At 65.8% G+C, this 21,200-nt stretch carries 16 protein-coding genes and 1 pseudogene; 14 read left to right on the top strand and 3 right to left on the bottom strand.

Annotation, left to right across the window (positions count from 1 at the left end):
• Positions 1-430: pseudogene (locus tag HMPREF1136_RS11055) on the top strand (tRNA adenosine(34) deaminase TadA); the annotation flags it as partial.
• Position 431: 1 nt separating this feature from the next.
• Positions 432-923: a MogA/MoaB family molybdenum cofactor biosynthesis protein gene (locus HMPREF1136_RS06305; RefSeq protein WP_009648501.1), complete on the top strand. Its 492-nt coding sequence runs from the start codon at positions 432-434 to the stop codon at positions 921-923.
• 159 nt (positions 924-1,082) lie between these two features.
• Here HMPREF1136_RS06305 and moaC read toward each other — a convergent pair whose 3' ends face one another.
• From moaC to HMPREF1136_RS06290, 3 genes are all read right to left on the bottom strand, one after another.
• Positions 1,083-1,556, bottom strand: coding sequence for a cyclic pyranopterin monophosphate synthase MoaC (gene moaC / locus HMPREF1136_RS06300; protein ID WP_009648503.1), 474 nt, complete (start codon positions 1,554-1,556; stop codon positions 1,083-1,085).
• Positions 1,557-1,675: 119 nt separating this feature from the next.
• A complete protein-coding gene (locus HMPREF1136_RS06295; RefSeq protein WP_009648494.1) occupies positions 1,676-2,965 on the bottom strand; it encodes a molybdopterin molybdotransferase MoeA in 1,290 nt (429 codons plus the stop codon).
• A 310-nt stretch (positions 2,966-3,275) separates the two neighbouring features.
• Entirely contained in the window at positions 3,276-4,316 is a 1,041-nt protein-coding gene (locus HMPREF1136_RS06290; RefSeq protein ID WP_009648488.1) for a zinc-dependent alcohol dehydrogenase family protein, read from the bottom strand.
• A 169-nt stretch (positions 4,317-4,485) separates the two neighbouring features.
• Between HMPREF1136_RS06290 and moaA the strand changes: the two genes are divergently transcribed.
• From moaA to HMPREF1136_RS10305, 12 genes are all read left to right on the top strand, one after another.
• The gene (moaA, locus tag HMPREF1136_RS06285) at positions 4,486-5,550 is read left to right on the top strand and encodes a GTP 3',8-cyclase MoaA (RefSeq protein WP_009648496.1); all 1,065 of its coding nucleotides are present in this window, start codon (positions 4,486-4,488) and stop codon (positions 5,548-5,550) included.
• A 224-nt stretch (positions 5,551-5,774) separates the two neighbouring features.
• Complete coding sequence (locus tag HMPREF1136_RS06280) at positions 5,775-7,127, top strand: MFS transporter (RefSeq protein ID WP_009648502.1); 1,353 nt, start codon at positions 5,775-5,777, stop codon at positions 7,125-7,127.
• A gap of 69 nt (positions 7,128-7,196) precedes the next feature.
• Positions 7,197-10,967, top strand: a complete 3,771-nt coding sequence (locus HMPREF1136_RS06275) for a nitrate reductase subunit alpha (RefSeq protein WP_009648499.1) — start codon at positions 7,197-7,199, stop codon at positions 10,965-10,967.
• The gene (narH, locus tag HMPREF1136_RS06270; protein ID WP_009648489.1) at positions 10,967-12,517 is read left to right on the top strand and encodes a nitrate reductase subunit beta; all 1,551 of its coding nucleotides are present in this window, start codon (positions 10,967-10,969) and stop codon (positions 12,515-12,517) included. Before HMPREF1136_RS06275 ends, narH begins: the two co-directional genes overlap by 1 nt.
• Positions 12,514-13,203, top strand: a complete 690-nt coding sequence (gene narJ / locus HMPREF1136_RS06265) for a nitrate reductase molybdenum cofactor assembly chaperone (protein ID WP_009648493.1) — start codon at positions 12,514-12,516, stop codon at positions 13,201-13,203. Before narH ends, narJ begins: the two co-directional genes overlap by 4 nt.
• 5 nt (positions 13,204-13,208) lie before the next feature.
• The gene (narI, locus tag HMPREF1136_RS06260; protein ID WP_009648498.1) at positions 13,209-13,985 is read left to right on the top strand and encodes a respiratory nitrate reductase subunit gamma; all 777 of its coding nucleotides are present in this window, start codon (positions 13,209-13,211) and stop codon (positions 13,983-13,985) included.
• Positions 13,986-14,277: 292 nt separating this feature from the next.
• Positions 14,278-15,270: a MoaD/ThiS family protein gene (locus tag HMPREF1136_RS06255; RefSeq protein WP_009648500.1), complete on the top strand. Its 993-nt coding sequence runs from the start codon at positions 14,278-14,280 to the stop codon at positions 15,268-15,270.
• A 100-nt stretch (positions 15,271-15,370) separates the two neighbouring features.
• Positions 15,371-15,790, top strand: coding sequence for a molybdenum cofactor biosynthesis protein MoaE (locus HMPREF1136_RS06250; protein WP_009648504.1), 420 nt, complete (start codon positions 15,371-15,373; stop codon positions 15,788-15,790).
• Between the two features lie 3 nt (positions 15,791-15,793).
• Entirely contained in the window at positions 15,794-16,618 is an 825-nt protein-coding gene (locus HMPREF1136_RS06245; protein ID WP_009648497.1) for a HesA/MoeB/ThiF family protein, read from the top strand.
• 23 nt (positions 16,619-16,641) lie between these two features.
• The gene (gene mobA / locus HMPREF1136_RS06240; protein WP_009648492.1) at positions 16,642-17,256 is read left to right on the top strand and encodes a molybdenum cofactor guanylyltransferase; all 615 of its coding nucleotides are present in this window, start codon (positions 16,642-16,644) and stop codon (positions 17,254-17,256) included.
• A gap of 78 nt (positions 17,257-17,334) precedes the next feature.
• Entirely contained in the window at positions 17,335-19,365 is a 2,031-nt protein-coding gene (locus HMPREF1136_RS10310) for a cell wall-binding protein (RefSeq protein WP_051023527.1), read from the top strand.
• 165 nt (positions 19,366-19,530) lie between these two features.
• Entirely contained in the window at positions 19,531-21,144 is a 1,614-nt protein-coding gene (locus HMPREF1136_RS10305; RefSeq protein ID WP_009648495.1) for a cell wall-binding protein, read from the top strand.
• Positions 21,145-21,200: the final 56 nt, after the last annotated feature.

Below are 21,200 nucleotides of genomic sequence, written 5' to 3'. Positions count from 1 at the left end.
GACGCAGCCGCCCTACCGCAGCGCCGCCCCCGTCATGCCCGCCGTGGCACCCCAGGCCACGCGCGGCCCCATCACCAAGTCCGTGCCCAAGATCCGCCCCGTGCACGTGCGCCCTACCGCGGTCGCGCCCTCCGGGACCTACACGCCCGCCCAGCCCAAGCGACCCGACGCCGCGGCCCTGCCCGAACCCCCATCCCCGGTCGTTGAGGTCGTCGCCGAATCCATGCCGCCCGCGCCGCCGCAGTTCCCCCAGCGCGCCCAGCAGCGCAGCGCCACGCGCACGCAGCGCCCCCTGCCACAGGCCTTCGAACCAGAGGCACGCCGCGTCGACTACGAGCTCGCGTCGCGCCAATTCAGCGACGTTGACGCCGTCATCTCCGGGATCCGCGCGCGCCGCTCCTCACGCCGCGACGGCAGTGCCCGACACTGACATGATCCCCGCGCGCGTCATCACTGTCTCCGACCGGTGCCACGCGGGCACCGCTGAAGACCTCTCCGGCCCCCTCGCCGCACGCCTTCTCGCGGAGCACGGCGTGGAAGCCTCCGTCACCGTCATCCCCGACGAGGCCGAGGCCATCCGCGCCGCGATCACGTCCGCAGCCGCATCCGGCGCACGCCTCGTATTCACAACCGGCGGCACCGGCCTCTCCCCTCGCGACGTCACCCCCGAGGCCACCGAGCCTCTCCTGGCCACCCGCATCGACGGCCTCGCCGACGCTATCCGACGCCGCGGCGAAGAAAACGTCGCCTCAGCCGCCCTGTCACGAGGCCTCGTCGGCGTCACGGCGCGATCTGACGAGGGCGCGCTCGTCGTCAACGCCCCCGGCTCCCGCGGCGGCGTCACCGACGCCGTTGCCGTCATCGGGCCGCTCGTCGCCCACATCATCGACCAGCTCGCCGGCGGAGACCACCCGCGCGCGTGAGCGCACCCCTTCCACGTACTTCTTCGCGTGCGGGGAATTCGCGCGTGCGTGAACCCGCGCCCGCGCGGGATCGTAACCGCACGCCCCTCGTACGAGGCGACCGCCCGGCGAGCGCGAACGCCCCGGGCGGCCCACGCCTCGTCGGTGAGAATCCAGCGATCAGTCCTCCGGGCGTACCCAGTCGCCGCTGCGGCCACCCGACTTCGCAACGATCTTTGCCTCGGCGATGCGGGCGGAGCGATCCACGCCCTTGACCATGTCCACGATCGCGAGAGCCGCGACCGTCACTGAGGTCAACGCCTCCATCTCCACGCCCGTTCGATCAGCCGTACGCACGGTCGCGCGGATCGCCACGTGATCGTCCTCCAAGCTCAGGTCCACCGCGCAGCCGTGCACGCCAATCGTGTGCGCGAGGGGCAGCAGCTCCGGGACGCGCTTCGCCGCGGAAATACCGGCCACACGAGCCACCGCCAGCACGTCACCCTTCGGGACAGTACCGTCGCGCAGCGCCTGCATGACCTCGGGCGAACAATCCACGCGGCACACGGCGCTCGCCTGACGAACCGTCGGGGTCTTCGCGGTCACGTCCACCATGTAGGCGGCACCCTCGTCGTTCAAATGCGTAAACTTCACAGGTTTCCTTTCACGATGGCGACAACTGCCAGATGTAAATTGCGGGTTGTGCGTCGTCGATTGCGGGGCAATCGGGGCACACACGTTGTGGGACTGTAGCCCCTTCGTCGCCTGCCGCGTCAACCCACCAGCGCGACGACGGCCAGCTCCTGGCCAGCCACGACCTCGCCGAACTCCGGGGCCACCACGCCAATACCCTGCGCGTGCGCCAGAGACGCCACCAGGTGCGACTTCGACCCCAGGGGGTGCACGGGCTCCACCCAACGGACCCCGGCCTCGTCCCCGGAACAGGTCCCAGCCTCGTCGACGAAACGAACCGGGATGAACTGAGTCTTGCCCTCCGGCGACTCCCACCCCACGCGCGCGCGAGCCATGACGGCGGAGGGGACGGTCGCGCCGCGCTCGGGGTGCACGAGGCCCGACATGACCGCCAGCGCACCCGCCACATACATGTGGAACGTCGTGAACACCGACACCGGATTGCCGGGCAGACAAATGACCGGAGTCTCGCGGCCGCGTGGACCCACCGGCGTCGCCCCCACGCCCTGCGGGCCGCCCGGCTGCTGGGCGACATGATGGAAGCCCGCGTCCGTGCCCAGCGTCAGGCGCACCACCTCGTAGGCACCCGCCGAAATACCGCCCGCGGTGATCACCAGGTCAGCGTCGGGCGCCTCGTCGAGGGCGCGGCGCAGCTCCTCCGGCGTGTCACCCGTGCGCAGGTTGGCGACAACCCGCCCGCCCGCGTCCTCCACCAGGCCGCGCAGCAGGATGCCGTTCGAGTCGGGGATCTGGCCGCGTTCCAGTGCCTCGCCCGCGCGCCTGAGTTCCGTTCCCGTCGTCACCACGAGGACGCGAGGGCGCGGCAGGACCGCGAGGGTCCCGTGGCCCACCGAAATCGCGGCCGCCAGCGCAGTCCCATCCAGGAGGCAGCCCGCCTCGAGGACCGGGGAACCCGCTTCGAGGGCCTCACCCTTGACGCGTACGTTCGCGCCCAGCTTCGGGGCGACACGAATCTCCACGGAAGCGGGGGCCTGAGCAACCCCGGCCGCGTGGTCCGTGTGCTCAACCTTGACGACCGTGTCCGCGCCCTGGGGGAGGGGAGCGCCCGTCATGATACGCATCGCCTGACCGGCCTCGAGGCGGTGCTCGCGCGTATCGCCCGCCGGGATGTCAGCCACGACCGGCAGTGACCACGGGCCTTCGCCCGCCAGATCATCGCGGCGCAGGGCGAAGCCGTCCATCGCCGAGTTCGTGAACGGCGGCAGGGGAATCAGCGAGTGGAGGTCGGTGGCCAGCCGACGGCCCAGGCACTCCTCGGCTGGCAGCGTGTCGTGCGGCAGGAGGCGGCTGAATGCCAGCGCCTCAATCAGGTCGCGGTGCTCCATCGTGGACAGCGTCGGATCATGCATAACACCAGTGTACGGGCGCGGGTGGCCGTTGGCGGGCCGCTGCGGGCCGGGCGGGCTGTCGCTGGTAGCGGTCGAGGCCGTGGCTGAGCTGGGGCGGTTGAGGTACGGGAACCCGCTATTCCACCCATTAGCCCGCTGTCCCGCACGCAAACCCCCTGATCCGCATGTGGGCGGGGGTGCCCACGTTCGGAATAGCGGGTTTGCGTGCGGATGAGGGGGCCGGGACTCGGAATAGCGGGTTTGCGTGCGGATCAGGGCCGCAGCACCAGCAAGGCTAGGCACGCCAGCAGCGCCTGTAACGCGCGCAGCGTCAGATGGTCAGCAAAACCTTCGTGGCGCGGCGCTCGTCCATGGCGGCGTAGCCCTCGGCGGCCTGGTCGAGGGGCAGGACCATGTCGAAGACGGCACCTGGGTTAATGACATCGCGAATGATCAGATTGATGAGGGTCGGCAGGTACTTGCGTACGGGCGCGGGTCCGCCGAACATATGCACCTCGGCGGCGAACATGCGGCTCATGTCGAGGGAGACGCCGTGGGGAACGCCCACGAAGGACAGGTGCCCACCGGGGCGCACGCAGCCCAGCGCCTGGTCGAACGATGCTTCGTTGCCGACGGCCTCCACGACGCCATCGGCCCCCAAGCCACCGGTCAGTGCCTTCACGCGGGCGATGCCTTCCTCACCGCGCTCCTCCACGATGTCGGTCGCGCCGAACTCGCAGGCCAGTGCCTGTCGGTCCGCGTGACGCGACATGGCGATGATGCGGGAGGCACCCAGCTGGCGGGCACCGATGATCGCGCCCAGGCCCACTGCGCCGTCACCCACGACGACGATGGTTGTGCCGGGACCTGCCCCGGCCTCGTCGGCGGCGAACCAGCCGGTGCCGAGCACGTCGGAAGCTGCCAGGAGTGAGGGGATCTGCTCGCGCGTGGGCGTGCCGGGTGTCTTGACGAGCGTGCCGTCCGCGAGGGCGATGCGGGCGTACTCGGCCTGTGTGCCGCCGGCGCGCATGCCGACGAAGGCGTCACCCTGGGCGGCCGCGGTCGCGCAGCGCGAGGGGTAGCCGGTACGGCAGACGAGGCATTCGCCGCAGGAGATACAGAAGGAACCGACGACGAAATCGCCGGGGCGAACGGTGGTGACGGCGGATCCGACCTCGACGACGGTGCCGACGTACTCGTGGCCCATGCGCTGTTCGTGGACGGGCTGGGCACCGCGGTAGGGCCACAGGTCTGATCCGCAGATGCACGTGGCGGCCAGCTTGATGATGGCGTCCGTGGGTTCCAGGATGGTGGGCATCGGCGTCTCTTCGACGGTGACGTTGCCGGGTTCGTGCATGACGACGGCGCGCATGGTGCTCCTCGCTCGGGTTCTCGTGCACTCACGCTATCCTGGCGGCGGTGTTTTCGTCTGAGCTGTCCACTGTTCGTTTTCTCTCAGGCGACGAGGTCGGGGGCAGTTTCGGGGCGACGTGACCTATTTCGGAGGGCGAAGACCGGGTAAAAAGCGGTAGGGTGTCGCCATGTCTGTCGAGTTTGTATCCGCCGATCAGGTGGCACACGCGGCCGCATGTGAGGCGCCGCTGCGGCTCGTCGACACCTTCGGTCGAGTGGCCCGTGACCTGCGCGTTTCTTTGACGGATCGCTGTAATCTGCGCTGCTCGTACTGCATGCCCCCCGAGGGTTTGGACTGGCTGCCCACTGAGGAAACGCTGACCGACGCGGAGGTTGTGCGCCTCGTGCGCATCGGTGTCGAGCGGCTGGGTATCCGTCAGGTTCGATTCACGGGCGGCGAACCGCTGTTGCGCCGAGGCCTCGAAGGGATTATCGCGGAGTGTTCCCAGCTTCGGACCGACGAAGGGCAGGCTCCTGACCTGGCGCTGACGACGAATGCGCTGGGCCTGGCTAAGCGCGCCCAGGGATTGAGGGATGCGGGTCTGGACCGCGTCAATATCTCCTTGGATTCGCTGGACCGTGAGCACTACGCGGCGATCACGAGGCGTGATCGCTTGGGTGACGTCTTGGAGGGCATTGAGGCCGCCGCGCGCGCGGGCCTGAGTCCGATCAAGGTCAACACCCTCGTGCTGCGTGGCATGAACGAGGCCGACCTGCCCGACCTGGTTGACTACTGCCTGGATCGGGGCATCGAGCTGCGTGTGATTGAGCAGATGCCGATTGGTCCGGTGGACACTTGGGATCGTCAGAACATTCTGACGGCGGACGAGATCCTGCACATCATGGGGACTCGCCACACGTTGGATCCCGCGCAGCGCGAGGATCCGCACTCGCCGGCTGGGCGCTGGATCGTTGACGGTGATCCGACCAAGAGGCTCGGCGTTATCGCCTCCGTGTCTGATCCTTTCTGCAATGCCTGTGATCGCACGCGCCTGACGTCGGATGGCATGGTGCGTTCCTGCCTTTTTTCCACGGAGGAAACATCGCTGCGCGATCTGCTGCGCGGGGGTGGCTCCGATGCGCAGATTGCCGCGCGATGGGCCGATGCCATGTGGGTCAAGCCGGCCGCGCACGGCCTCAACACTGATGCTTTTGCGCGCCCGTCGCGCACCATGAGCCGTATTGGTGGGTAACCTCCCGCTAATTTGATAACGCCGGTGTTTTGTAACGGTGGTTGATAGGAGTCTCGGTGGTCCGGGGATTCCGCGCGGTAACCCTACTTTTCCTTGTTGTCACAGGGGTGATGCAGGTTACAAAATGATGATGCGATGGTTGTTATTTCACTTGGTAGCCTCCGTGTTAAAGAATGTCCGAGGCGTGCCCGCGCCCGGATTTCCCTTCACGGATGAGGGGAGCCATGAGCGCGACCGAACCTGCGGCCAAGAAGAGCCGCTACCTGCTCACTGACTGGAACCCCAACGATGAGTCCACGTGGGACTCGAAGCTCGCGTGGCGCACGCTGTGGATCACGACCTACTCGCTGATCCTGGCCTTCTGCGTGTGGTTCCTGCCCAGCGCCATCGCGCCGAAGCTGACGCTCCTCGGCTTCAATCTGGACAAGTCGCAGCTGTACTGGCTCACCGCTCTGCCCGGCCTCGCGGCCGGCATCCTGCGCCTCATCTACATGTTCCTGCCCCCGCTCATCGGCACCCGCAAGCTCGTGGGCATCACCTCCCTGCTGTGCATCCTGCCTATGGCCGGTTGGTTCTACGTCGTCCAGGACAACACGACCCCCTACTGGGTTCTGCTGACCCTGGCCTTCATGTGTGGCATCGGCGGCGGTGCATTCTCCGGCTACATGCCCTCCACCGGCTACTTCTTCCCCAAGCGTCTGTCCGGCACGGCGCTCGGCCTGCAGGGCGGCATCGGCAACCTCGGCATGTCCATTATTCAGCTGGTCGGCCCCATCCTCATGGGCTTCGGACTCTTCGGCATGACCTGGCTGGCCCCGCAGCAGCAGGTGTCCGGCGACCACGCCGGTGAGCACATCTGGGTCTACAACGCTGCGGTCTTCTTCATTCCGTGGTGCCTCGTCGCCGCGATCCTCGCCTTCATCTGGCTGCGCGACGTGCCCGTCAAGGCCAACATCAAGCAGCAGCTGGACATCTTCTCCAACCCCAACACCTGGTACATGACCATCCTCTACGTCATGACCTTCGGCCTGTTCTCTGGCTTCTCCGCCGTCTTCGGCTTGCTCATCAACAACCAGTTCGGCCGCGAGTCCTCCCTCGCTCTGCCGGTCCTGGGCGCGACCTTCGCCTTCCTCGGCCCCCTCATCGGCTCGCTCATCCGCATGTCCTGGGGCATCTTCTGCGACCGCATGGGCGGCGCCATCTGGACCTTCATCTCCGGCGTCGGCATGGCCATCACCCTGGCCGGTATCGCCTGGGTCCTGTACAACCCCACCGGTTGGACCGACTTCTACATCTTCATGGCGCTCATGCTCACCATGTTCCTGTTCTCCGGCTTCGGTAACGCCGGTACCTTCAAGCAGATGCCGATGATCATGCCCGCCCGCCAGGCCGGTGGTGCCATCGGCTTCACCTCTGCCATCGCATCCCTCGGCCCCTTCCTGGTCGGCGTCGCCCTCTCCGCGGTCGGCACCGGCGGCGCCTGGGCCTTCTTCCTCGGATGCGCTATCTTCTGCGCCCTGTGCTCGGTCCTGTGCTGGGTCATGTACGCGCGCAAGAACGCCCCGTTCCCCGGCTGATCCACCCGGCACTGCGTGGTGCCGAACGGACCTGCCATTGCCTCGTCAATCGACTCTTAGGAGCACCCCATGACGAATCTCGAATCCGATATGACCTTCCCGACCTACGACGGTGAGGTCAAGCCCGCGACCGGCGCGACCCTGTTTGCGCTCGGCTCGTGGCTGCGTCGCGGCAAGGCGTCCGCCGACGCGCGCCAGCTCTTCCTCGAGGGCGGCCGCGACGGCGACTCCTTCTACCGCGACCGCTGGAGCTACGACAAGATCGTGCGCTCCACCCACGGTGTGAACTGCACGGGCTCCTGCTCGTGGAAGATCTACGTCAAGGACGGCGTCATCACCTGGGAAACCCAGCAGACTGACTACCCGTCGACCGGCGCTGACATGCCCGAGTACGAGCCCCGTGGCTGCCCGCGTGGCGCGGCGTTCTCGTGGTACGAGTACTCGCCGACCCGCATCAAGTACCCCTACGTGCGCGGCGTCCTCCTCGACATGTTCCGCGAGGCCAAGAAGCGCCTCGGGGATCCCGTCGACGCGTGGGCCGCGGTCGTTGAAGACCCGGAGAAGGCGCGCGCCTACAAGTCGCAGCGCGGTCGCGGCGGCATGGTCCGCGTGTCCTGGGAAGAGGCGATGGAGATCGTCGCCTCCGCCTACGTGCACACGATCAAGCAGTACGGTCCCGACCGCATCGCCGGCTTCTCGGTCATCCCCGCCATGTCGATGATCTCCTACGGCGCGGGTGCCCGCTTCCACGAACTCATCGGCGCGACCATGCTGTCCTTCTACGACTGGTACGCGGACCTGCCCCCGGCCTCGCCTCAGGTGTTCGGTGACCAGACCGACGTGCCCGAGGCCGGCGACTGGTTCAACTCTCAGTACCTCATCATGTGGGGCACGAACCTGCCGCTGACCCGTACCCCCGACGCGCACTTCATGGCCGAGGCCCGCTACCACGGCCAGAAGGTCGTCGTCGTGTCCCCGGACTTCGCGGACAACACGAAGTTTGCGGACGACTGGTTGCGCGTCCAGCCCGGCACGGACGGTGCCCTGGCGCAGGCCATGGGTCACGTCATCCTCAAGGAATTCCACGTCGGCAAGCGCGAACCCATGTTCCTCGATTACATGACGCGCTACACTGACGGCCCGTTCCTCGTGGAGATCGGCGAGGTCGGCGAGGGCGCCCACGAGGGCATCGAGGCGACGACGCTGGTCCCCGGCAAGTTCCTCACGGCCGCGAAGATGCCCGCAGGCACGACCGAGCGCACCGAGAACAACGAGTTCCGTCCCCTCGTCATCGAGTCCGACGGCACGGTCAAGGACCCGGGCGGCACGCTCGCTGATCGCTTCGGCGAGGAGGGTGCCGGCCACTGGAACCTCAACCTCGATGGCGTCGAGCCGGTCCTGTCCATCATGGACACGAACGAGTGGGAGCCTGTCGAGATCGCCCTGCCGCGCTTCGACCTGCCGGCAGCCGACGGTCAGGCCTCGGTCGGCGGCGGCTACGTCCTGCGTGGCGTCCCCGCGCGCCGCGTCAACGGTCGCCTCGTGACGACCGTGTATGACATCATGCTGGCTCACTACGCGGTTGAGCGCGAGGGTCTGCCGGGCCAGTGGCCCACCGACTACATGGATGCCTCCACGCCGGGCACCCCCGCGTGGCAGGAGGAGTTCACGTCGGTTCCCGCCGGAGCTGCCATCAAGATCGGTCGCGAGTTCGCGCAGAACGCGGTCGAGACGCAGGGCCGTTCCATGATCCTCATGGGTGCCGGCACGAACCACTACTACCACTCCGACCAGATGTACCGGACGTTCCTGGCGCTCACGGAAATGTGTGGCACCCAGGGCCGCAACGGTGGCGGCTGGGCCCACTACGTGGGTCAGGAGAAGGTCCGCCCGATCATGGGCTGGGGTTCCTTCACCTTCGCCCTGGACTGGGCGCGCCCGCCGCGCCAGATGATCTCCACCGGCTGGTACTACATGACCACCGACCAGTGGCGCTACGACGGTGCCCCGGCCTCGGCCATGGCGAACCCGATCAAGTCCTCGCACCTGGACGGCAAGCAGCTGGTCGATACGCTCGTCGAGTCCGTCCAGCGCGGCTGGATGCCCTGCTACCCGACGTTCTCCAAGGGTTCGACCCAGCTGGGTCGCGAGGCCGCTGAGGCGGGCATTGCCCCGGCGCAGTACGTGTCTCGGGAGCTGCGTGAGGGTCGCCTGCAGTTCGCGATCGAGGACCCGGACGCTCACCACAACGTCCCGAAGATCCTCGCGAACTGGCGTACGAACCTGCTTGGTTCGTCCGCGAAGGGCACCGAGTTCTTCCTGCGCCACATGCTGGGTACCGGCAACGAGGTGAATGCAGAAGAGCTGCCCGAGGGTTCCCGTCCCGCGACCGTCAACTGGCGCGACGCGCACCCCGGCAAGCTCGACCTCATGTGGGTCGCGGACTTCCGTAACACCTCGACGACGCTGCACTCCGACGTCGTGCTGCCCGCCGCCACGTGGTACGAGAAGCACGACCTGTCCTCCACGGACATGCACCCCTTCATGCACTGCTTCGACGAGGCCGTGAACCCGCCGTGGGAGGCACGTACCGACTTCGAGGTGTTCCAGACGCTGGCACACCTCGTGGGACGCCTGGCCGCCGACCACCTGGGGACGCAGACGGACGTCGTCGCGGTCCCGCTGGGTCACGACTCCCCGGACGCCATGACCATGGCGAGCGGCGTCGTTCCCGAGCAGACGTGGACGCCCGGCAAGACTATGCCGAAGCTGGTTCCGATCGAGCGTGACTACACGCAGGTCGGCTACAAGTTCGACCGCATGGGCCCGCTCCTGGAAAAGGCTGGCCTGGCTGCCAAGGGCGTTGCGTTCAACGTCCAGGAGGCTTTCGAGGAACTCGGCGACCTCAACGGCCGCGCCCCCATGGACGGCAACGCCGGAGAGGGTGCGCCCCTGTGTGACACCGCGATCAAGGCGGCGAACATGGCGATGCGTTTCTCGGGCACCACGAACGGCTCGCTGGCCGTTCAGGGCTTCCGCACGCTCGAAAAGCGCGTCGGTAACCCCATGGCATTCCTGGCTGAGGGTGACGAGGAAAAGAAGATCACCTACCAGGACACCGTCCTGCAGCCGCGCAGCGTCATCACCAGCCCGGAGTGGTCGGGTTCCGAGCACGGTGGTCGCCGCTACAGCGCCTTCGTGCAGAACGTCGAGTGCCGCAAGCCGTGGCACACGCTCACGGGTCGCCCGCAGTTCTACGTCGACCACGACTGGATGATGGACATGGGCGAGTCCCTGCCGATCTTCCGTCCGCCGCTCGACCTGGCGCACATCTACGGTGAGCGCCCGGTGGGCGACCACCGTCCCGGTCAGCCGGGCCAGGCCGAGGTCGCGGTGCGCTACCTGACGATCCACAACAAGTGGGCCATCCACTCCCAGTACTACGACAACCCGTACATGCTGACGCTGGGTAGTGGTGGCCAGACGGTGTGGATGAGCCCGCAGGACGCTGAGAAGATCGGCGTGCGCGACAACGAGTGGATCGAGGCGAAGAACCGTAACGGTACCGTGTCGGCTCGCGCTGTTGTCTCCCACCGCATCCCGGAGGGCACGGTGTTCATGCACCACGCCCAGGATCGCCAGATCAACACCCCGCTGAACGAGGAATCCGGCAAGCGCGGCGGTACGCACAACTCGCTGACACGAATCTTTATTAAGCCGACCCACCTGGCCGGCGGATACGCGCAGTTCGCCTACGCGTTCAACTACTACGGTCCCACCGGCAATAACCGCGACGAAGTCACGGTTATCCGCCGCCGCTCCCAGGAGGTGCAGTTCTGATGAAGGTCATGGCTCAGATCGCGATGGTGATGAACCTCGACAAGTGCATCGGCTGCCACACCTGTTCCGTCACCTGTAAGCAGGTGTGGACGAACCGTGAGGGCACCGAATACATCTGGTTCAACAACGTCGAAACCCGTCCCGGCGTGGGCTACCCCCGCGGCTGGGAGGACCAGAAGAAGTGGAAGGGCGGCTGGAAGCGTACCGCCACGGGCCGCCTCGTTCCCCGTCAGGGTGGACGCGTCGCCTCGCTCGCGAAGATCTTCGCGAACCCGACGCAGCCGACCATGAAGGACTACTACGAGCCGTGGACGTACGAGTACGACAAGCTGCTCCAGGCGCCCGCGAACTCCCGCGCGATCCCGACGGCCCGCGCGAAGTCCGCAATCACGGGCGAGCACATCGACAAGCCCGAGTGGGGCCCGAACTGGGACGATGACCTCGGCGGCTCCATGGAGACCCTGGATCAGGACCCGGTCCTGCACCAGATGAACCTCCAGGTCGCGAAGACCATCGAGGACGCGTACATGTTCTACCTGCCTCGCATCTGCGAGCACTGCCTGAACCCGACCTGCGTGTCGGCGTGCCCCTCGGGCGCGATGTATAAGCGCACTGAGGACGGCATCGTCCTGGTCGACCAGGATCAGTGCCGCGGCTGGCGTATGTGCGTGTCGGCCTGCCCCTACAAGAAGGTCTACTTCAACCACAACACGGGCAAGGCCGAGAAGTGCACGCTGTGCTACCCGCGCCTCGAGGTCGGCCAGCCGACCATCTGCTCGGAGACCTGCGTGGGCCGCCTGCGCTACATGGGCGTGCTGCTCTACGACGCGGACCGCGTCACCTGGGCCGCATCCCAGGAGGACGAGCGTGACCTGTACCGCGCCCAGCGCGAGATCCTGCTCGACCCGAACGACCCGCAGGTGGTCGCCCAGGCCCAGGCCAACGGCGTTCCCCACTCGTGGATTAAGGCCGCCCAGCAGTCCCCGATCTGGAAGCTCATCACCGAGTACGAGGTCGCCCTGCCGCTGCACCCCGAGTTCCGCACCCTGCCGATGGTCTGGTACGTGCCGCCGCTCTCTCCGGTCGTCGACCAGGTGACCGCGTCCGGCAGTGACGGCGAGGACCACAAGGTCCTGCTGTCCGCCATCTCGCAGATGCGCATCCCGCTGGAGTACCTGGCTGGCCTGTTCACGGCCGGAGATACGGCTCCCGTGGAGCTGGCGCTGCGTCGCCTCGCCGCGATGCGTTCCTACATGCGCGACGTCTTCGTCGACAACCCGACGAACGAGGAGATCCCGGCCTCCGTGGGCATGACCCCGGAGAAGGTCAAGGAGATGTACCGACTGCTGTCGATCGCCAAGTACGACGACCGCTTCGTCATCCCGACCGCCCACCCCGAGATGCCGCGCGGCATCAAGGAGCTTGAGGGCTGCCCGGTGTCCTACGACGTCGAGGCCTTCCACGGCCTGGCCCCCGCCACGTCGAACCGCCCGATGGGTGGCTCGTCGCCGGAGGGACGCCAGATGCTCCCCCTTGAGGTCGTTCGATGAGTACTTTCGTCGGCATTCCGCGCATTCCTACGGCCGCTCCGGAAACGGAGATGGACCCGCAGGACGCGCGCGGCGTGCGCATGGCGGTCTCGGTCCTCCTGGACTACCCGGGGGATGACTTTGGTACCAAGCTGGACGCCGTCGAGGAGGCTCTGGCGGACCTGCCGGAGCCGGCCTCGTCGGCCCTGGCCTCGTTCGTGAGCTACGCGCGCACTGCGGGCCTGCGTACCATGCAGACCACCTACGTCGAGACATTCGACCAGCGCCGCCGCTGCGCGCTCGGCCTGACGTACTACACGCACGGCGACACCCGCGGACGCGGCCAGGCAATTCTCGCGTTTAAGGAGGTCCTGCGCCGAGCCGGCTTCGAGATGGACCGCGAGGAGCTGCCCGATCACCTGCCCGTGGTCCTGGAGTTCGCGGCCTTCGACGAGACGGGTACGGCCGAGGGCCTGCTGCGCTCGAACCGCGAGGGCATCGAGGTGATCCGCACGGCGCTGCGCGCCGCGGACTCCCCGTACGCGCCGCTGCTGGATGCGCTGGTCGCGACGCTGCCCGAGCCGGACGAAAAGACCATTGAGGGCTTCCGTAAGCTCATTAGCCAGGGGCCGCCCACCGAGCTGGTGGGCGTGGGCGATCTGTCTGCCACGCCCTCCCCGACTTCCGATTCAACGATGGGACGGTAACGTTCATGGAATCCGCACTTTTGCATGCCGCGTCCGCACCCGAGACGCAGTCGCTGTCCTTCCTGGACATTGCCCTGTGGGTGGTCCTGCCCTACGTGTCCTTCGCGATCCTCATCGTGGGTCTCGCGTGGCGCTACAAGACGGACCAGTACGGCTGGACGTCTCGTTCCTCGCAGTGGAATGAGCCGACCATTCTGCGCTGGGCATCGCCGCTGTTCCACTTCGGTGTTCTCTTCGTGTTCATGGGCCACATCCTCGGCCTCGTGGTCCCGAAGACCTGGACCGAGGCGGCAGGCGTACCCCAGCACGTTTACCACCTGATGGCCACCATCCCCGGCACGATCGCCGGAATCATGACGATCCTCGGCCTCGCGATGCTGATCTACCGTCGAGTGGTGTACAAGTCGGTGCGCGTGGCGACGACCCGCATGGACATCGTTACCTATGTCATGCTCTGTATCCCGGTGCTCCTGGGTGGCGCGGCGACGCTGCTGAACCAGGTGCTCGGCGGGCACGAGGGCTATGACTACCGCGAGACGATCTCCGTCTGGTTCCGCTCGATCTTCTACCTCCACCCGCAGGCGCACCTGATGGTTGACGTGCCCCTGAGCTTCAAGCTGCACATCGTCGCCGGCCTGCTGCTCTTCTGCGTGTGGCCGTTCACCCGCCTCGTGCACGCGGTGAGTGTGCCGGTCGGCTACGTGGCGCGTCCCCCGGTGGTCTACCGTGCGCGCGACGAACGCCGCACGCACGCGATCACGCGTGGCGGTATGTCGGACTGAGTTCGCGCTTTCCTACCGTGGCCTCGAATGACGAGGCCGCGGCGGGTCAGGCGGTAGCGTGGGGCGGGCGATGGCTCGCCCCACGCTGTATATCGCGGGCGTCGGTGCCCGCAAGCCAATTGTGTGCAAGGAACCCTTCAAATGGTCCCGTTCATTGGAATTGACCGTGCGGATACGGCGACAAGCTGGGTAAAATTACTTCCAGTTTGTAAGTAATGTAATGCCGCTAATGCCGTACGGAGATTCACGCAGAGCGGATTTCCGCTGATTAAAAGGGAGAGAGAGGATAGGCATGACTGACACCTCCCATTCTCGGACGCTGGCAGAAACGCTTGAGGCGATGGCTGCCCTGACGCCCGCCCAGCACGCGCTGTTGGAGCGCATTTCGCAGCACGCGGCACCCGTGACTGTCGCCGAGCTAGCTCAGGAGGCCGGCCTGCACGTGTCGAGTGTGCGCGAAACCCTGGAGGGCTTGTTTGGCGTGGGCCTTGTGGAGAAGCGGCAGCTTCCCTCGTCGGGGCGCGGTCGTCCGGCGCTCGGCTATTCGACGACGACCCCCGCCGACCCGTCGTTTGCGGCGCAGATGCTCCACCAGCTGACTTCATCGCTGCTGGCGTGGTTGCGCGCGGACGCTGTGGATCCGGCGGCTTCGGTGCGCGAAATCGGCGCGCGCTGGGCGGACGCCGCACTGGAGACCATGTCGGTGCCGGATCATAGCCATGCTACCCGCCGCGTCGCGCGCGACACCTTCAACATCGCGGGACACCTGGGTAAGGTGCGTCTGTTCATGAACGCGATGGGTTTTGCGTCGGTGCCGCACGAGAGCGATCCAATGGCGGTCGTGTTGACGGCCTGCCCGTTCACGGAACCCGGTGCCCCCGATGATCTGGCCCTCGAGCTGCGCCGTGGCATCGTCGAGCGCATTTTTGAGCGCACGGCGACGGGTGTGGCGAGCTGGTCGGTGGAGGTTGACCCGATGAACCCGCTGCGTCTGACGGTGTATCTCCGTCCGGTCAATGAGCCGAATCCGAAACCACTGTCGACGACCGTGCACTTCTTCGGTGGCGCGGCGGAGGCCGCTGGCGGCTATATGTGCGAGCTACCCGCCACAGAGACGCCTGCGACGCTCGGTGAGCTGATCGCGCACCTCGGCGAGGAGAACCCGGCTCTGGGCCGCATCCTCGATGTGTCGAGCTTCCTGGTGAACGAGCGTTCGGCTCGTTTGGATACCGAACTCATGCCCGGAGTGCGCGTCGACGTGCTGCCGCCTTTTGCCGGTGGGTGAGAGTTTCGAGTCATTTGTGTGGATCGGCCAGGAGTTTTATAAAGTCCTGGCCGATTCTGTGTAAAATAAAAGTAACTATCTCCCGTTTTTGGAGGATCTCATGTCAGCAGAGATTGCAACAGGTATTACTGATGACCCTCTCGACTCGAGTTCACTGATCGATAGCGCGCGCCGCGACACGTGCGGCGCGGTGGCGTCTTTTATCGGCGTCGTGCGCAACCACGACGGGGGAGAGAGTGTGGAAGCGATCGAGTATTCGTCGCATCCGTCGTCGCCTCAGATTTTGCGCGAGATTGTCTCCGAGTTCGCGGATCGCCCCGGGGTGCATCGCATTGTTGCGTGGCACCGTGTCGGTCACCTCGAAATTGGCGAGGATGCGATGGTCGTGGCGGTGGCCGCCGAGCACCGCGCGCAGGCCTTCCGTGCGGTGGAGGGCATTGTCGAGGACGTCAAGGCGAAGCTGCCGATCTGGAAGAAGCAGGAGCTCAGTGACGGTTCTCATAATTGGTCGGGTTTGTAAGCGATGACGATCGGTGATCCGTACGCGCGTGATGCTGCGGTCTCGGGGCGTTCTGTCGCGGTTCCGCTGCACTGTGCGCCTGTGAGGTACGAGGCCGGGGATCCGGCACTGGAACGTTTCCGGCGTAATTGGCTGGTATCAGGTATCGGCGAGGCGGGCCAGGCGCGCTTGGCCGCTTCTCGTGTGCTTGTCGTGGGTGCGGGAGGCCTGGGTTCGCCCGTCCTGCTGTATCTGACGGCGGCGGGCATCGGTACGATTGGCATCTGTGACTCCGACGTCGTCGAGGTGTCGAACCTGCAGCGTCAGCTGTTGCATGGCGAGGGTGACGTGGGGGTTCCGAAGCCGAATTCAGCCGTGCGTCATCTCAGTGGACTCAACTCGTCGGTTCAATTCGAGCGCTTTGGGCATGTGACGCGTCAGTGGCTGGACGAGCATGGCCACGAGTGGGATTTGATCGTGGAGTGCACGGATAATTTCGACGCGAAGTATCTGGTGGCGGACTACTGCGCGGATTCGGGCGTGCCCCTCGTGTGGGGGACGGTCGTGCGCATGGCCTATCAGGTTAGCGTCTTCTGGTCCGCGGCTCCTGCTCCCGTGCCGTCCCTGACGCTGCGGAGCCTGCACCCGGTGCAGCCTGCCCCGGGAACGACCCCGGCCTCGACTCAGGTGGGTGTTCTGGGGCCGGTCGTCGGCCAGGCGGGCACCGCCATGGCGACCGAGGCCATCAAGATGCTGGTGGGCTTCGGTGAGCCTCTCATCGGTCGCGTCCTGATGGTGGACGCGACGACGCAGCGCACGGACGTGCTGACCTTCGCGCCGTGGGAGTGAGTGGCGTAGGTTCGTCGTGTGGCGTGGGCGTGCCGCGAACGCGTCTGGCGGCGATGGTTGTTGGCGGTGGGGGCGGTGAGCGCCTGGGAGGCGTCTCGAAGCCGGACCTTGTGTTCGGTGGAGTGCGACTCGTCGACCGCGTGTGCTGTGCTCTGGGTGAAGTTGCTGGCGCTGGCGTTGTTGCTATCGTTCCGCCTTCTGTGCGCGTCCCCACTGGTGTGACGCGCGCCTTTGAGGATCCACCGGGCGGTGGTCCTCTGGCGGGGATCGACGCGGGCCTAGCAGCGCTGTCCGTGGGTGCGGATTGCTGGGTGATCGTCGTGTCCGTGGACTGCCCCGGCATTGCGGACATTCTGAGCTGCCTCCTGGCCGAACCCCTGGGTATCGCGTGCGACGGGCGCATCCTGCGCGGCGGCGATCCCGAGCCATTCGACCAGTACCTCATGGGTGTCTACCGTGTCGGGGCGCTGCGCCGCGCTATCGACGAGGCCGTGGCGCGTCATGGGAGCGTTCGCGGTATGGGGGTGCGCCGGGTTTTGCGCGCCCTGGCGCTCGAGCGGGTGGATGTGAGCGCCGACGTCTGCCGGGACGTCGATACGCCCGAGGACCTGGCTTGGTGGGAGTCTCGCCTCAGCTGATGATTTGTTAGTAACGCCTGAGTGGGTATAGGTTTAGAGAGTAAGTGTCAAGGTCTCTCATCCCATCCAGGTGCGCTCATGAATCTTCGCCACGGTCATCTGTGGCAGCGACTCGGACTGACCGTAGTGTCAGGAATCGTTGCCACTTTTCTTGCCCCGGCCGCCCTCGCGGCCCCTGTCGACGAGCAGGGGGCGCAGAGCGGCTCCAGCATTACCGACTCGCAGGTGTCAAGATCCGAAGAGGAAGCCCAGAGTGGCTCTGCTGCCGTAGACCAGGCGAGCGCCCGCGACGCTGATTCTGCTGAGGAGGCCACGGCCTCGTCCGAGGAGAGGGCGGAGGAAAGGGGGAGTGCTCAGGTCCTGACGTTCCCCGGCACGAGCGGGCCGACACGCATTCATATCCTCTCAACGGCGGGGGCAGCGGATGCGATCCTCCTCGAATCGCGCGGCGTCTTCGCCATGATCGACGGCGGCGAAGGCGTCGGTGCGCCCGACGGCTCCGACCCGCGCTACCCGTGGCGGGACGGAATCGAAGGCGCGGCCAAGGGCGACACCGACTGGGTCCTCGGCTATCTGAGGCGCAACGGCGTCACCTCATCAAACCTGGCGTTCTACCTGGGCACGCACGCGCACTCCGACCATATCGACAACGCAGACGACATCATCTACGCGTTTCATCCCCAGGCGATCCTAACCCCCGAATACTCCGATGACTGGATCACCGACAAGTCACGTCTGTGGGACAACCAGTGGTGCTACGACAACATGATGACCGCCGCGCGGTGGGCCGCATCCGCGTACGGTGCAACCATCATTCAGCACGTCAACGACGACGACACGCACATCCAGCTGGGCGACATGGATGTCCAACTGATCCCCGTGGACCCGGACGAAAACTACAAGAAAGTCGGCGTCCGCGACGCAAATCTGATCGCCTACACCGCGAAGGTGACCGCGTTCGGTCACTCCGCGTACCTGGCTGCGGACCTCGAGGCTCGCGGCGGCTATGAGGACCGCATCGCCCCCATCGTCGGGCACGTTGACCTGCTGAAAGCCGGGCACCATGGAATGGCGAGTTCGAACTTCCCGCCATTCATGGAGGCACTCAGCCCCTCCATGATCGTCCAGACGGGTCCCAAGTGGTTCACTCCCGACAGCCTCACGGACAGCGTTATTCATGGGGATGCGTCGTGGGCACCGACCCTGGATCTGTGGTCGGCGGGTTCTATCCCCGCTATCGTCGCCACCTTCACCTCCTCCGGAATTTCCTACAACGACCTCTCTGCCGCGTCCTGGGGGCATGAATATGGCGGGGTCACTCCGCGCGCCTGGTGGTTCAAGGGGGCGCGCCCCTCGGCGACGACCGGATGGTGGCAAGGGCGCTCCGGATACTGGTACTACTTCGCAGGCAAACCCTCTGCCGAAGCTTCGGCGTGGGTGTACGACCGTGGTTCCTGGTACTGGATGGGTGTCACTGGCGCGATGGCAAGCTCCGAGTGGATTCATGACGGAACTGACTGGTACTACATTGAGGCTTCCGGCCATCTCGCCGGAAGCGGCTGGATGTGGAAATCCGGCTCCTGGTACTACCTGAGCAACGGACGAATGACCGCCGGATGGCTGCTCGATCACGGCACCTGGTATTACATGGATCCGCACACGGGCGCGATGCGCACGGGCTGGGTTTGCATCGATGATCGCTGGTACTACCTTGGATCCTCCGGAGCCATGTCCACCGGGTGGCTGCACAGTGACGGGGCCTGGTACTACCTGTCAGGCAGTGGAGCTATGGTAACGGGGTGGCTGCGTAGCGGCGGAGACTGGTACTACCTCTCTAGCAACGGCGCAATGACCACCGGATGGTTCCAGGATGGCTCCTCCTGGTACTTCTCCTCCGCCTCGGGTGTCATGCACACCGGCTGGTTGAACTCCGGAAGTAACTGGTACTACATGGGTAGAAACGGTGCGATGAGCACCGGCTGGGTCAACGAAAGCGGCGGCTGGTACTACATGGACGCAACTGGCGCCATGGTGACTGGCACGGTGCCCGTCGATGGGCGCGCCTCGATGTTCTCCTCCTCGGGTCGCTGGATCGGATACGCCTCGTAATTCTGCCGAAAACTCATTGCAAGCACACTGACTGAGCGCTGCCCGTCCGTACCTGGAAGCGGTCGGGCAGCGCTGTCATGCAACCAATGATTTGTCAGTAATGTACCAACGGGTGTAGATTGAGGTGGTCAACTTTTGGTCTAAACACGTCTTCAAGGTGTGCGCGTGAACATTTATCACCGCAAATTGCAGCGTTTTATCGGCATGACCGCCCTGTCAGGACTTGTTGCAGCAAGCCTCGCCCCGGCCTCGTTCGCGGCCCCCAGCGACTCTCAGGACACAAAATCCGAAACCCAGGTCAGTGCCGCGATCCTCAGCTACCCCGGCAGTGACGGCCCCACCCGTATCCACTTCATTACCACGACGGGCACGGCTGACGCGATCCTTCTTGAATCGCGCGGCGTCTTCGGCATGATCGACGGCGGCGAAGGCGTTGGTGCCCCCAATGGATCCGACCCGCGCTACCCGAAGCGCCTCGGAATTACCCCGGCTGAGCAGGGTGACACCGACTGGGTCCTCGGATATATGGCGGACCACGGCGTCACCTCCTCAAACCTGGCGTTCTACCTGGGCACGCACGCTCACTCCGACCACATCGACAACGCCGACGACATCATCAAAAAGTTCCACCCCAAGGTGATCCTCAGCCCCGAATACTCCGACAAGTGGATCACGAACCCGAACGGGCTGTGGGATAACCAGTGGATCTACGACAACATGATCAACGCCGCGAAGTGGGCGCACAATACCTACGGAGCGCAGCTCATCCAGCACGCCGACGGCTATAACACGCACGTGCAACTGGGTGACATGGATGTCCAGATCATCCCCTTCGACCCCGAAGAGAATTACAAGAAGAAGGGAACCACGGACGCGAACCTCATGGGGTGGGGCGCGAAGGTCAGCGCCTACGGGCACAGCGCGTTCCTGGCCTCGGACCTGATGGACACCGAGGCCGACTGGGTGACGCACAACGGCTTCGAGGGGCGCGTTGCCAGCGCCGTTGGCCACGTCGACCTGCTTAAGGCCGGCCACCACGGCCAGCGCAGCTCCAACTTCGCCCCCTTCATGGAGGCGCTGAGTCCCTCCATGATCGTGCAGACCGGATCGGAAAAACTGAGTCCCGACAGCCTCACCGATCCCGTCATCCACGGCTCGGCGACCTGGGTCCCCATGGAGGAACTGTGGCTGAGCGCGCGCATCCCCTCCCTGATGACGACCTTCGACCCGACCGGCATCTCCTCCAATGACGTGTCCACCGCCCAGTGGGGGCACGAGTACGACGCGCAGACCCCGCGCGCCCGGTGGTTCAAGGGCGGTCGCCCCGCAGCGACAACCGGCTGGTGGCAGGGGCGAACCGGTGCCTGGTACTACTTCGCGGACGCGCCCATCGCCGAGGCCTCGGCGTGGGTCAGCAGTAGCGGCCAATGGTACTGGGTGGATCAGACTGGCGCGATGGTCACCGACGGTTGGGTGAATAGCGGCGGCAGCTGGTATCGGGTCGGCGCGACCGGTGAGATGGTCACCGGCTGGGTCCAGGTCGACGGCAGCTGGTACTACATGGGCACCAGCGGTCAGATGGTTACCGGCTGGGTTCAGATCGATGGCAGTTGGTACTACATGGACGCCAACGGCGCGATGGCCACCGGCTGGCTGCGCTTGGGTAGCTCCTGGTACTACATGGGTGGCTCCGGTGCCATGGTGACTGGCACGCAGGTTGTCGACGGGCGTCGCTCGACCTTCGATTCCTCGGGCCGCTGGGTCGGCTATGCTTCCTGACGAGTGAGGGACTCTTCGCGAATATCCTGCCTGGGTGCCGCCCGGCCGCACATGGA

The sequence above is a fragment of the Actinomyces sp. ICM47 genome, assembly GCF_000278725.1.
Lineage (GTDB): Bacteria > Actinomycetota > Actinomycetes > Actinomycetales > Actinomycetaceae > Pauljensenia.
This window is presented reverse-complemented; position numbering and strand designations above follow the sequence as displayed.

Coding starts and splice junctions, on each gene's coding strand:
- HMPREF1136_RS06295 (WP_009648494.1), bottom strand. CDS start 2,965: ATGCATGATCCGACGCTGTCCACGATGGAGCACCGCGACCTGATTGAG.
- narH (WP_009648489.1), top strand. CDS start 10,967: ATGAAGGTCATGGCTCAGATCGCGATGGTGATGAACCTCGACAAGTGC.
- HMPREF1136_RS10310 (WP_051023527.1), top strand. CDS start 17,335: ATGAATCTTCGCCACGGTCATCTGTGGCAGCGACTCGGACTGACCGTA.
- HMPREF1136_RS06245 (WP_009648497.1), top strand. CDS start 15,794: ATGACGATCGGTGATCCGTACGCGCGTGATGCTGCGGTCTCGGGGCGT.
- narJ (WP_009648493.1), top strand. CDS start 12,514: ATGAGTACTTTCGTCGGCATTCCGCGCATTCCTACGGCCGCTCCGGAA.
- HMPREF1136_RS06280 (WP_009648502.1), top strand. CDS start 5,775: ATGAGCGCGACCGAACCTGCGGCCAAGAAGAGCCGCTACCTGCTCACT.
- HMPREF1136_RS06290 (WP_009648488.1), bottom strand. CDS start 4,316: ATGCGCGCCGTCGTCATGCACGAACCCGGCAACGTCACCGTCGAAGAG.
- moaA (WP_009648496.1), top strand. CDS start 4,486: ATGTCTGTCGAGTTTGTATCCGCCGATCAGGTGGCACACGCGGCCGCA.
- HMPREF1136_RS06255 (WP_009648500.1), top strand. CDS start 14,278: ATGACTGACACCTCCCATTCTCGGACGCTGGCAGAAACGCTTGAGGCG.
- HMPREF1136_RS06305 (WP_009648501.1), top strand. CDS start 432: ATGATCCCCGCGCGCGTCATCACTGTCTCCGACCGGTGCCACGCGGGC.
- HMPREF1136_RS06250 (WP_009648504.1), top strand. CDS start 15,371: ATGTCAGCAGAGATTGCAACAGGTATTACTGATGACCCTCTCGACTCG.
- narI (WP_009648498.1), top strand. CDS start 13,209: ATGGAATCCGCACTTTTGCATGCCGCGTCCGCACCCGAGACGCAGTCG.
- HMPREF1136_RS06275 (WP_009648499.1), top strand. CDS start 7,197: ATGACGAATCTCGAATCCGATATGACCTTCCCGACCTACGACGGTGAG.